General features: G+C 69.9%; 11 protein-coding genes and 1 pseudogene. 4 read left to right on the top strand and 8 right to left on the bottom strand.

Features of this window, described 5'->3' with window-relative positions; translation table 11 throughout:
• Positions 1–327 precede the first annotated feature (327 nt).
• The 5 genes from AC07N1_RS12550 to AC07N1_RS12530 all read right to left on the bottom strand — a co-directional run bounded on the left by AC07N1_RS12550 (position 328) and on the right by AC07N1_RS12530 (position 4495).
• Complete coding sequence (locus tag AC07N1_RS12550) at positions 328–1650, bottom strand: ATP-binding protein (RefSeq protein ID WP_494672127.1); 1323 nt, start codon at positions 1648–1650, stop codon at positions 328–330.
• A complete protein-coding gene (locus tag AC07N1_RS12545) occupies positions 1647–2396 on the bottom strand; it encodes a response regulator (protein WP_487289305.1) in 750 nt (249 codons plus the stop codon). Before AC07N1_RS12545 ends, AC07N1_RS12550 begins: the two co-directional genes overlap by 4 nt.
• A gap of 210 nt (positions 2397–2606) precedes the next feature.
• Positions 2607–2912, bottom strand: coding sequence for a hypothetical protein (locus AC07N1_RS12540; RefSeq protein WP_494672126.1), 306 nt, complete (start codon positions 2910–2912; stop codon positions 2607–2609).
• A gap of 27 nt (positions 2913–2939) precedes the next feature.
• A complete protein-coding gene (locus AC07N1_RS12535) occupies positions 2940–3593 on the bottom strand; it encodes a hypothetical protein (RefSeq protein ID WP_494672125.1) in 654 nt (217 codons plus the stop codon).
• Between the two features lie 140 nt (positions 3594–3733).
• Positions 3734–4495, bottom strand: coding sequence for a helix-turn-helix transcriptional regulator (locus tag AC07N1_RS12530; RefSeq protein WP_494672124.1), 762 nt, complete (start codon positions 4493–4495; stop codon positions 3734–3736).
• 91 nt (positions 4496–4586) lie between these two features.
• On the opposite strand from AC07N1_RS12530, the gene AC07N1_RS12525 reads away from it, so the two are divergent.
• Positions 4587–5759, top strand: coding sequence for an acyl-CoA dehydrogenase family protein (locus tag AC07N1_RS12525; RefSeq protein ID WP_494672123.1), 1173 nt, complete (start codon positions 4587–4589; stop codon positions 5757–5759).
• Here the strand turns inward: AC07N1_RS12525 and AC07N1_RS12520 are convergent.
• Positions 5731–5875 (bottom strand): annotated as a pseudogene (locus tag AC07N1_RS12520) (hypothetical protein). The gene AC07N1_RS12525 and the pseudogene AC07N1_RS12520 overlap by 29 nt on opposite strands.
• A gap of 87 nt (positions 5876–5962) precedes the next feature.
• On the opposite strand from AC07N1_RS12520, the gene AC07N1_RS12515 reads away from it, so the two are divergent.
• Positions 5963–8404: a TonB-dependent receptor gene (locus AC07N1_RS12515; RefSeq protein WP_494672122.1), complete on the top strand. Its 2442-nt coding sequence runs from the start codon at positions 5963–5965 to the stop codon at positions 8402–8404.
• 27 nt (positions 8405–8431) lie between these two features.
• Here the strand turns inward: AC07N1_RS12515 and AC07N1_RS12510 are convergent, their stop codons facing one another.
• Together AC07N1_RS12510 and AC07N1_RS12505 are read right to left on the bottom strand one after the other, a co-directional pair.
• Positions 8432–9427, bottom strand: coding sequence for a polysaccharide deacetylase family protein (locus AC07N1_RS12510; RefSeq protein ID WP_494672121.1), 996 nt, complete (start codon positions 9425–9427; stop codon positions 8432–8434).
• 8 nt (positions 9428–9435) lie between these two features.
• Positions 9436–10056: a TetR/AcrR family transcriptional regulator gene (locus AC07N1_RS12505; protein WP_494672120.1), complete on the bottom strand. Its 621-nt coding sequence runs from the start codon at positions 10054–10056 to the stop codon at positions 9436–9438.
• A 144-nt stretch (positions 10057–10200) separates the two neighbouring features.
• On the opposite strand from AC07N1_RS12505, the gene AC07N1_RS12500 reads away from it, so the two are divergent.
• The gene (locus AC07N1_RS12500) at positions 10201–10911 is read left to right on the top strand and encodes a Coq4 family protein (RefSeq protein WP_494672119.1); all 711 of its coding nucleotides are present in this window, start codon (positions 10201–10203) and stop codon (positions 10909–10911) included.
• Positions 10908–11351, top strand: a complete 444-nt coding sequence (locus tag AC07N1_RS12495; protein WP_494672118.1) for a DUF2147 domain-containing protein — start codon at positions 10908–10910, stop codon at positions 11349–11351. The genes AC07N1_RS12500 and AC07N1_RS12495 overlap by 4 nt, the downstream gene beginning before the upstream one ends.
• Positions 11352–11405: the final 54 nt, after the last annotated feature.

The following is an 11405-nucleotide window of genomic DNA, read 5'->3' as shown; positions in this document are numbered from 1 at the left end:
CCCCCGCCGAAGGCGGCGCCGACCCCCTCCGGCCCTCTGGGCCACCTCCCCCAGAGGGGGAGGATCTTGCGGTGCGCGCCCTCGCCCGACCCCAACACCGCCTTCCTGGGCCTTGTGCCCAGGATCCATCGTTCAGCCTGCTCAGACCTGGGCAAGACGGTCGAGGTCTGAGCGGTCGCCGGCATGGGCCCTCGCCACGGGGGCGAGGGAGGCGGAGTTTTGTGGTTGGGGGTGGGTTGGAGGGGAAAGACCGGCCAGCCCTGCGGAAGCTGAAAACTCCCCCCCTCCGGCCCTGCGGGCCGCCTCCCCCAGAGGGGAGGATCTTTCTTACAGGGCGGGCAATCTGACCTCGGCGCGCAGGCCGCCTTCGGGGCGGTTCTTCAGCACCAGTTCGCCGCCTTCGCGCTTGAGGATCTGCTGGACGATGGTCAGGCCCAGGCCCAGGCCCGCGGTGTTGCGGGCGCGGGCGCTGTCTAGGCGGTGGAAGGGCTCGAGGACATGGGCGAGTTCTTCCTCGGGGATGCCGGGGCCGCTGTCCTCGACCGCCAGGATCACCAGCCGGCCGTCGCGGACCAGGCTCAGGCGCGCTTCTCCGCCGTAGTGCAGGGCGTTCTCGACCAGGTTGCTGATCGCGCGTTTGAGCGACAGCGGACGGGCGTGGACCGGCAGGTGCTCGGGGCCGTCATAGGCGGCCTCGCGCTCGGCGTCGGTGGCGTCGTCGACCAGGGTCATGGCGATGGCGGCGATGTCGGTGCGGCGTGGCGGCTCGGGATCTTCCTGGCCGCCCAGATAAGCCAGCAGCGAATCGAGCATGGCCGTCATCTCGGCGACGTCGGCCTCCAGGGCCTCGCGGGCGGCGGCGTCCTGGACGAAGCCGGCGCGCAGGCTGAGGCGGGCCAGCGGCGTGCGCAGGTCGTGGCCGACGGCGGCCAGGGCCTCGGTGCGGGTCTGCAGCAGGCCGGCGATGCGGTCCTGCATGGCGTTGAAGGCCTTGGCGACGAGTTTCAGGTCGCCGGCCCCGGTCTCGGCCACGCGCATGCGCTCGCCCTGGCCGACCTTGTCGGCGGCCTCGGCGAGAGCGCGAAGAGGCCGGCTGAGGTTGCGCAGCACCAGGGCGGCGGCGGCGATGACGCCGAGGCCGAGGATGAAGGCCGAGCCGAAGCTGCTGAGCACCACGGCCCAGGGGGCGGCGCGGATCTTGGTCTTCATCCAGACCCACGAGCCGTCGCGCATCTTCAGCGCCACCTTCAGGTGGGTGTCGCGGGGCAGGGCGTGGTCGGTCTCGGTGTTCATCCGCAGTTCGCGCCGGACGAGGCTGGGCTCGGCGTCGCGGAACTGGTCCTTCAGCTTGCGCTCGGCTGCGCGCTCGCGATCGACCAGGGTCGGCAGGGCGGTCCAGCCGATCTCGTTGGGACGGGCCGACAGCCCGGCGGCGCGGGCCGCGCGCTCGTGCTCGGGACGGGTTTCGAGGATGGCTTCGGCGGTCACCAGCTGCTCGGCGGCGCGCCGCACCTGGTTGTCGCGATTGGGATAGAGCCGGCTGTTCTCGAACAGGATCGAGCTGCCGACGAATTCCAGGGCCACGGCCAGCATCAGGACCAGGGTGACCTGGCCGACCAGACGCTGCGGCCATAGCCGCAAAGGCTTCATCGACGCTCCACCGCGGCGGTGAAGATGTAGCCGACGCCGCGCACGGTGCGCAGCAGGGCCTCGGCCTGACCGCTGACCGCCAGCTTGCGGCGCAGCCGGCTGACCAGCACGTCGATGCTGCGGTCCGAGGCGTCGGAGATGCGGGCGCGCGACATCTCCAGCAGACGCTCGCGGCCGATCACCCGCTGGGGCGACGACAGAAAGGCCAGCAGCAGGTCGAACTCGGCCCCCGACAGGTCGACGAAGGCGCCGTCGGGCGACAAGAGTTCGCGGCGGCCGGGATCCAGCTGCCAGCCGGCGAAGACCATCTGCTGGTGGCCGCGCGGCTGGCTGGACTGGGTGTTGCCCTGGGCCCGGCGCAGGATGGCGCGGATGCGGGCGATCAGCTCCTTCTGGCTGAAGGGCTTGCCGATATAGTCGTCGGCGCCGAGTTCCAGGCCGATCAGGCGATCGGTCTCGTCGTCGCGGGCGCTGAGCATGACGATCGGCACGTCGCTTTCACGGCGCACGCTGCGGCACAGGTCAAAGCCGTTGCTGCCGGGCAGCATGACGTCGAGCAGGATGATGTCGACGCTGTTGGTCTCCAGCACCCGGGCCATCTCGGCCCCGTGGGCGGCGCTGAGCGGCTGGAAGCCTTCCTCGCGCAGCAGGCGCATCAACAGGGTGCGCAGAGCCGGATCGTCCTCGACGATCAGCACGACCGGCGCGACGGGGGCGGCAGCGATCTCGCGCTGCAGGGCGATCATTCCGTGGCCTGAGGATTCCATGCGTCCGGGCTATCTAGGAACGACGGCGCCGTGAACAAGGCCGAAAGGGGCGTTTCTTCGCCGGTTTCCACCAGGAGTCGGCCGACCTTCGTCGCTCGCTGAAAAGTAAGGCGCCCTCGCGCGCACTTCGGGGGAAGAGGAACTCGCGCGAGGGCAGGCCGCCGGAGCGGCCGTCTTGTCGGCCGGGCCTTAGGCGGCGCGGCAGGCTTGCGAAACGGCGTCCCGCACCGCGCCTTCGTGGGCGGCGGCGTCAGCGGCGCTGTTGAACACCACGTGGACCAGGCCGTCCTGCGGCTTGGCCTTGGCCACGCCCTGGCGGCCGGCGACGGCGCTGGCCGCCGACGCGGCGCAAGCCGTCTGGATCTTCACCGTACGCTTGGCGAGGTTCTGCCGGGCGGCGGCTTCGGTGTGGGTGAGGCCGTGGCCGGCGGGACCGGCGACGGCGGGAGAGGCGGCCAGGCACGCGGCCAGGCCGAGGAACGCAACGACTTTCATGGGACTTGGAAACTCCGGATACTGAATTCAGCCGCCCGCGGCGGTGTCGGCTTTCGCCTGAAGAGCGGGCAGGGTGGCGCGGTAGCCGTCGACGGCCTTCAGCAGGCCGGCGATCTCGGCCGGGGTGATGGCCGTGCGGTGCTCGTAGCCCTTGTCGGACTTGAACTTGAAGCCCCAGGCCGACGGCGCGGCGGCCAGCTTGCGCAGCTCGGTCTCGCTGACGGTGAAGGCTAGTTCCTCGCGGCACAGCTCGGGCGCCTCGAACAGGAAGCACTGGCCGGCGTTGTCGCGGATCTTGGTCACCTGGGCCTGCACCGGGAAGGCGCTGGTCTGATAGGCCACGGCGCCTTCGCCGTAGCCGCGCATCGAGCCCTGGTAGGTCAGGGTCTGGCGGACCTCGAAGCGGGTGGCGCCGGTGCGCTTGTCGACGACCGCCCGCAGGTGGTTGTCGTTGGAGGGCGAACGGAACACGCCCTTGCCGGTCTGGAAGCCGCGCTCGGTGCTGACGACGGTCTCGATGTCGAGCGGATCATCCAGCACCTGGGCCTTGGCGTGGAAGTGCTCGACGCCCAGCGCGGTCTGCTTGGCGGGCAGTTTCACCGTTTCCGCGGCTGCGGCGCCGGCGATCGCGAAACCGCCGATCACGGTCAGGGCCAGCAGGCGATTACGGGTCTTGTTCATGGTCTTCTCCCGAACGGCGCCGACCGATCCCTCGTTCGACGGGCGCCTCTGAACGTGTGTCAGAGTGCAGAGAGCGCCTTGCGGCTTTGCATCGCGTTCGTGACAAAACGTGTCGGGGCAGGCGTTTCCGCGCGACGGCGTTATGCGGCCGAGCCCAGGTAGCCCAGGCCCGTGGCCCGGTGGATGGCCTGGGCGCGGCCGGCGACGCGCAGCTTCAGCGCCGCGTTCTGGACGTGGAAACGGACGGTGGGTCCGGAGATGCCGATGATCTGGCCGATGTCGGCGTCGGTCTTGCCGGCCGCGGCCCACTTCAGGCACTGGATCTCGCGCTTGGTCAGGCGGGCCAGGGGCGCGTCGTCGCCGACCCCGTCGCGATAGGCCGACACCAGGCGCAGGGCCGCGCCGTGCAGTTGGTCGGCGCGGGCCTCGTAGAGGGCCGGCAGGTCGGGAACGGGCTTGGCCGAGGCCCAGACCACGGCCCCGATCACCCCGCCGGTCAGGTAGGCGGGCGCGATGATGGCGGCGGCGACGCCGAAGTCCTCGGCCGCCTCGCGCACGGCGATGGCCTCCAGCCGGGGCAGGGGCCGCCAGCTGGAAAAGCGTCCCTCGTGATAGAAGAACGGATCGGCGGCGTAGCGGGCGGCCAGGATGAACGGGGCGCGCAGGGCGAACGAGCGGTCGCGCCAGTAGCGCAGGCCCGCGTCCAGCCACTCGAAGGTGGTCTCGGCCAAGGGGAGCCCATCCGGGCCGAGCATCGGCTCGGGACTGGAGATATCGGCGCTGGCGGCGATGTAGGGCAGGCCGATCTCGGCGCCGAGATGGCGGACGCGCAACGCCAGGTCCATGACCCGCGCCAGGCGCTCGTCGCTTCCCCCCAAGGACTGGGCCGTGGTCGCCGTCATGCGGGCGTTCTTCCCTATCGGTTCCGATAGCTTGCGCACCCGGGCCAGGCTTTCGCAAGTTTCCCCGACGACGTGACAGCGGAGCGTGGGCGTGGATCTGGAACTGTCGGCCGAGGACCTGGCCTTCCGCGACGCGGTGCGCGCCTTCATCGACGCCAACCTGACGCCGCAACTGCGCGAGGCCGGGCGGCGGATGACCAGCGTGTTCTGCAACAAGGCCCATAGCCTGGCGTGGCAGAGGATCCTGCACGCCCGGGGCTGGGCCGCGCCGACCTGGCCGGTGGAGCATGGCGGGCCGGGCTGGAGCGAGATCCAGCGCCACGTGTTCTTCGCCGAATGCGCCCGGGCCGGGGCGCCGGGCCTGGCGCCGATGGGCCTGCGGATGGTGGCGCCGGCGATCATGCGGTTCGGCACGGCCGAGCAGAAGGCCCGCTACCTGCCGCGCATCCTGTCGGGCGAGGACTACTGGTGCCAGGGCTATTCGGAGCCGGGGGCGGGGTCGGACCTGGCCTCCCTGCAGATGAAGGCCGTAGCCGACGGCGACGATTACGTGCTGAACGGCTCGAAGATCTGGACCACCCACGCCCACTGGGCCACGCACATGTTCTGCCTGGTGCGCACCAGCACCGAGGGCAAGCCGCAGGCGGGGATCACCTTCCTGCTGGTCGAGATGGACCGGCCGGGGATCCGGGTCGATCCGATCGTCACCATGGCCGGCGAGCACGAGGTCAACCAGGTGTTCTTCGACGACGTTCGCACGCCCAGGCTGGACCGGCTGGGCGAGGAGAACCAGGGCTGGACGGTGGCCAAGCACCTGCTGGAGTTCGAGCGGGGCGGGGGCTATGCGGCCGGGCTGGAGGCGGGACTGGAGCGCCTGCGCGGCCAGGTCGAGCCTCAGGACCCCGATCACCGACGGCGGCTGGCCGAGGCGCAGATCGCGGCGCTGGCCATAGACGTGACCGAACGGCGGGTGCTTAGCGCCTTCGCCGGCGGGACCAATCCCGGGCCGGCCTCGTCGATCCTGAAGGCGCAGGGCTCGGAGGCCTTGCAGCGGCAGGACGAACTGGCGCTGGACGCCCTGGGCGGCTACGCGGCCGTGCACCAGCCGAGAGCACGCGAGGCGGGCGCGAACGAGGCCTTCGTGGGTCCCGAGACCGGCCTTACGACCGCGGCCCGTTACCTCAACAACCGCGCCGCCTCGATCTACGGCGGCTCCAACGAGATCCAGCGCGACATCATCGCCCGGCTGGTGCTGGGGCTGTGAGAGGCCTTGCGTCCTTCGAGGCCCGCTTTGCGGGCGCCTCAGGATGAGGGACTCACTGCACTGAATTCCTCATCCTGAGGTGCGAGGCGTAGCCGAGCCTCGAAGGACCCTATCAGTTCCGATAGCTTGTTAGAGCCTCCCCGCCACCGCACGCTCCGATAGAGCCAGCGTCCAATGAAGGCGCGGCCGGAGGGAGGTTTCGCATGCGAGGACTTCGTGTCGCGCTGACGCTAGGGGTGTCCGCGGTGGCTCTGATGACGGCGGCGCCGGTCTGGGCGCAGGGGGCCAAGGCGCCCACGCAGAATGACAAGGACAGCTACGCCATCGAGACCGTCGTGGTCACGGCCCAGCGCCGCGAGGAGGCGGCCAACGACATCGGCATGCCGATCCAGGCCTTCAGCGGCGACGCCCTGAAGCAGCTGCGGGTGACCGACCCCAAGGACCTGTCCACCGTCGCGCCCAGCTTCACCGTGAGCCAGAGCTACCAGGGCGTGCCGACCTATACGCTGCGCGGCATCGGCTTCAACACCATCAACCTGTCGGCCACCTCGACCGTCGGCACCTATGTCGACGAGGTCGCCTACGCCTATCCGTTCATGAACACCGGCCCGATGTTCGACCTGGAGCGGGTCGAGGTGCTGAAGGGTCCGCAGGGCACGCTCTACGGCCGCAACACCACGGCGGGCCTGGTCGACTTCGTGACCAACAAGCCGACCGACCAGTTCGAGGCCGGGCTGACGGTGGAGGCCGGCAACTACGAGACCCGTAATCTCGAGGGCTATTTCAGCGGTCCCTTAAGCGACAAGGTGCAGGCCCGCGTCGCCTTCCGCGCCGAGCACAGCGGCGAGGGCTGGCAGAAGAGCAATACGCGCGACGAGCGCCTGGGCGAGGTGCATCGCCAGGGCTGGCGGCTGTCGCTGGCGGCCCAGCCGAGTGAGAAGGTTGATCTGGACTTCTCCTACGCCGGCTGGCGCAACCGGTCCGACACGGTGGCCGCCCAGGCCGTCGGCTTCACCCCGGCCACGGCCGCCAGCCCGTTCAACGCGGCGGGCCTGGTGAGCTACGTCACGAACAACAAGCCGACCAAGTCGACCCAGGCCGACTGGGCGCCGCTGTCGGTGCGCGGCGCCGACGCCGGCACGGGCCTGGGAATCAGCGACCCGGCCGAAGAGGACGACCGCTTCGACGCCGCCAAGCTGCGCTTTTCGTGGCACATCTCGGACGACGTCAGCCTGATCTCGCTGACCAGCTACAACAGGCTGAAGCGCGACGCGGTGTTCGACTGGAGCGGCGCGCCCTACGAGATCCTGGTCCAGAAGGCGCACGGCGACATCGAGTCCACGGCCGAGGAGCTGCGGCTGGAGGGGCGGACGGAGAAGGGCTCGTGGCTGGTCGGCGTCTATGTGGCGCATGACGAGATCCTCGACATGAACCGCACGATCCTGGGCCAGAACGCCAATGTCGGCCTGATCCGCTTCTACGGCTCGACCCTGCTGGCGACGCCGTTCAACAGCGGCGGGTACACGGCGCTGCAGATGAGCCAGGCGTTCCGCACCTACGAGGACATCGGCAATATCGAGACCGACACGGCCAGCCTGTTCGCCAACGCCGACCGTCAGCTGACGGAGAAGCTCAAGCTGACCGTCGGCCTGCGCTACAGCCAGGACAAGCAGGACTACGTGGGCTGCTCGCGCGACTTCAACGGCAACATGCTGCCCAACGTCAACGTCGTGAACAGGGCGCTGTTCTTCGGCGTCTACGGCCTGGTGGCGCCGATCACGCAAGGCTCGTGCAACACCTTCAACCCGGCGACGGCGAGCTTCGGCTTCGTGAAGTCGACGCTGGACGAGGACAACTTCGCCTGGCGCGTGGCGCTGGACTGGCAGGCCTCGGACGACGTGCTGGTGTTCGGCTCGATCTCGCGCGGGGCCAAGGCCGGGGCGACCCCGATCAACGCCGCCAACATCTCGACCCAGAACGCCCCGGCGCGGCAGGAACTGCTGACCGCCTACGAGCTGGGCGTGAAGGCGGCGCTGTTCGACCGCCGGGTGCAGGCCAACCTGGGCGTCTTCTACTACGACTACACCGACAAGCAGCTCAGCGTGTATTTCGCCGACCCGATCTATACGGCCCTGTCGCGCCTGGCCAACGTGCCGGAAGGCGAGGCGAGGGGCCTGGACGGCGACATTACCTGGCGCGCCACGCGGTCCTTGACCTTCCTCGCCTCGGCGACCTGGCTGCACACCGAAGTGAAGGGCTACACCGGCATCAACGCCGCCGGTCAGGCCCAGACCTTCGATGGGCGGCCCTTTCTATACAGTCCGAAGTTCCAGGGCGGCCTGACGGCCCTGTTCGACCACGACCTGGCCAGCGGCCTGAAGCTGCAGGCGGCGCTGAACGGTCGCTGGCAGGACAAGTCGAGCGCCGACCTGGAGGGCAATCCGCTGTTCGCCATCGACAGTTATGGTCTGTTGAACGCGAGTGTCGGAATCTCATCGCCTGACAGCGGCTGGGAGGTCTCGCTGTGGGGTCGCAACCTGACCGACGAGTACTACTGGACCGCCGTTAGCAGCAACGCCAACACCGTGGTCCGCTTCCCCGGCAAGGCGCGGACCTGGGGCGCGGCGTTGAGCTGGAGGTTCTAGGGCGGGCTCAAGGGCGGAGGCGACCGGTCAGCCGGCCTCGTCTCCGCACCGGGCTTGTTCGCTGTCGGCGTAGCGCCCCAGCCAGGCCGGCGGCTCGGCCTCTTCGGCGCCGTTGACCTTGAGGCCCTTCTCGCGCGCCCAGCGGTATCCCCACATCGGTCCGAAGCGCGACACGAAGGTCGGCTTGCGTCGATAGGCCGGATCGCGTTGCGCCTCCTCCAGGCTGACGAAGCGATAGCCGCGAGCGCGGTATAGCTTCAGCAGATCGTCCAGAGTGTCGGCGTTGATGCGGTTGAGGTGCAGAAGGGCGACCTCGGACGGTGCATAGCCCAGCACCTTGGCGTCGAGCGCGGCGTAGTAGTCGATCTGGACGGCCGAATAGGCCAGGTAGCTCCGGCGGATCCTGGCCGCACATCGCCTGTCGGCCCGCCGAAGCGCCGCGCCATAGGCCCGCTCGAACACGTAGTCGGAGGTGTCTATCGTCGAGGCGGCGGGCTCGTAACCCAACCGATCGAGCAGGGCGGCGATCCCGTCACGCTTCTCCCGCGTCTCGCCGGTGTGGTTCATCGGAAAGCGCATGAACCGCAGGGGTTTGCCGGCCTCGTTCATCAAGGGACGGATCGTGGCCTCGCCGCGGACGATCTCCTGCTCGACGCCCGCCAGATCAAGCCCATTGGTGTCGGCGTGCGAGTAACTGTGATTTCCTAGCGAGAGGTCGCCCGTGGTCCAGGCCTTCAGTACGGGCCGCGCCTGGCCTCCCAGGGCCTGGGCCGTCTGCTCGACGACGAAGCCCGTCGCCGGGGCCGAATGGCGTTTCAAGGTGGCGCGGACGCGGGCGTTGAGGCGCGCGACCTGGGCCGGCGACAGCTCGCCGTCGCGCTCGCCGATGCTTCCCGCATAGGGCAGGTCGTCGAAGGTGAGGGCCACCCGGCGCTCGACGGGCCGGGCGAGCGCGTCTTGGGCGAGCGCGGGCGGGCCGACCAGAACGGCGCCCAGCAGCGCCGCGAGCACGAAACGGGTCATGCCGGACCCTAGGTCGCCGCCGGCTTGGTGATCAGGAACCGCGGCAGCAGGCTGGCCACGACGCGGCGGGCCGCGTCGTCGGGCTGGTCGAGCATGTCGCGCAGGGGCGGGCCGATCAGGGCTTCGCCGAAGGCGCTGAGCGCGATGAAGAGAACAGCCGCCCCCATGCCCTGGCGGGCCTGGGCGTCCTGAACGCCCATCTTGTCGCTGATCGCGTCGACCAGGTTCTGCACGGCGGCCCGCACGGGCTCCAGGTGCGAGAGGTCTCCCGACAGCGCTATCCAGGCGGCCAGACGGCCGGCGCCGCCGGTGGAGAAGGCGTCGAACACGGCGTTGACCAGCTCCAGCGGCGCGCCCTCGTCGGTGCGCAGGCGCGCGACCGCCACATCGAGGGCCTGGGTCAGGTCGGCGACCATCGAAGCCATCAGCGCCGACTGCAATCCGGCCGCCGATCCGAAGTGGTGGATCAGGTTGGCGTGGGTCACGCCGATCTCGCCGGCGACCGCCGACAGCGTCACCGCGTCGGGCCCGCCCGACAGCAGCAGGGCGCGCGCCGAGGTCAGCGCTTCACGGCGCGCCTCCTCGGGCAGGCGTCGACGACGACGCGTGGCGGTCTTTTCAATTGACATCGATGTAAATGACATTCATGTAGATAAGACGAAATTCTTAAGCCCGGACAAGGGGAACCGCAAGTGCAAGCTTCGCCGTCATCACCCGTGTTGCAGCCCGTTCGCGGGCATGAGCGGCTGCCATCCCTGACCGCGCCGCGTCGCGTGCAGCCCGTAAGGGCGGCTCGCGCCTTCGGCCGGCTGGTGGCCGACAAGGAAGACACCCGGCAGGTGTTCGAGATCATGAACGCGCTGGCGGGCCGTTCGATCGACTGGGGGTATCAACGCCTGCTGGAGACGCCGCAGGGCGGCGCCCAGGCCTACGCCCAGCTCGAGCTGTCGGACCGCCTGCAGGATCGCGACTGGCTGGCGGGCTTCGCGCCCGGCACGGTCGGCGCGGCCTATCTAGCCTTCATCGACGTACGCAACCTGTCGGCCTACGGCCTGGCCGACGAGAGCCGCAAAGTCGCCGACAGCGAGATCGAGGCGGCCCATCCGCGCGCCTGGTACGCCCGCCGCATCCGCGACGTGCACGACATCTGGCACGTGCTGACCGGCTACCAGACCGACGCCTTGGGCGAGGCCTGCGTGGTGGCCTTCTCGCTGCCGCAGACGAAAAGCGCGGGCTTTGGCCTAATCGCCGCCGGCGGGGCGGTGCAGTTCATGCGGGCCCGCACCGGCTATCCCTGCGGGCGGGCCGTGCTGCAGGCCTGGCGCAACGGCCGCCGGGCGGCCTGGCTGCCGGGGCAGGACTACGAGGCGCTGATGGCCGAGCCGCTGGAAGCGGCGCGCAAGCGGCTGAAGATCCCGCGCCCGAGCGTCTACGAGCAGGTGCCGCCGACCGTGCGCAACGCCTATCTGGGAGCCGTGGGATGAGGCGCGCGGCGACGGGGCTTCTCGTCGGACTGGCCGCCCTGACGGCCTCGCCGGCCCTGGCCCAGGACAAGACCCAGGATGGAGCCCTGGTCGGCCGCTGGCGCACCTCGGCCCGCGACGGGGTCGTGGCCATTGAGCGCTGCGGCGCGGCGCTGTGCGGGCGGGTGCTGGACGCGGCGCCCCTGCGGACCAATCCCGACCAGCGCGACATCCACAACAAGAAGCCGGCCCTGCGGACGCGGCGGGTGATGAACCTGCTGGTGCTGGAGAACTTCACCGGCGGCCCCAAGGCCTGGAAGGGCGGGCCGCTTTACGACCCCGACACCGGGGACAAGGCTCCGACCGGCGCCCTGACCCTGATCGACGAAGACACCCTGGCGGTGAAGGGCTGCATCGCGCCGCTGCTTTGCCGGACCCAGACCTGGAAACGCGCGCGCTGAGTATCGGGCGCCGCCCTTAGTGCATCCGAAGACTTTCGAACAACCGGCCGCGGG

It is taken from the genome of Caulobacter sp. GW821-FHT09B11, from assembly GCF_059418205.1.
This window is presented reverse-complemented; position numbering and strand designations above follow the sequence as displayed.

Coding starts and splice junctions, on each gene's coding strand:
- AC07N1_RS12505 (WP_494672120.1), bottom strand. CDS start 10,056: ATGTCAATTGAAAAGACCGCCACGCGTCGTCGTCGACGCCTGCCCGAG.
- AC07N1_RS12550 (WP_494672127.1), bottom strand. CDS start 1,650: ATGAAGCCTTTGCGGCTATGGCCGCAGCGTCTGGTCGGCCAGGTCACC.
- AC07N1_RS12510 (WP_494672121.1), bottom strand. CDS start 9,427: ATGACCCGTTTCGTGCTCGCGGCGCTGCTGGGCGCCGTTCTGGTCGGC.
- AC07N1_RS12540 (WP_494672126.1), bottom strand. CDS start 2,912: ATGAAAGTCGTTGCGTTCCTCGGCCTGGCCGCGTGCCTGGCCGCCTCT.
- AC07N1_RS12530 (WP_494672124.1), bottom strand. CDS start 4,495: ATGACGGCGACCACGGCCCAGTCCTTGGGGGGAAGCGACGAGCGCCTG.
- AC07N1_RS12495 (WP_494672118.1), top strand. CDS start 10,908: ATGAGGCGCGCGGCGACGGGGCTTCTCGTCGGACTGGCCGCCCTGACG.
- AC07N1_RS12535 (WP_494672125.1), bottom strand. CDS start 3,593: ATGAACAAGACCCGTAATCGCCTGCTGGCCCTGACCGTGATCGGCGGT.
- AC07N1_RS12515 (WP_494672122.1), top strand. CDS start 5,963: ATGCGAGGACTTCGTGTCGCGCTGACGCTAGGGGTGTCCGCGGTGGCT.
- AC07N1_RS12545 (WP_487289305.1), bottom strand. CDS start 2,396: ATGATCGCCCTGCAGCGCGAGATCGCTGCCGCCCCCGTCGCGCCGGTC.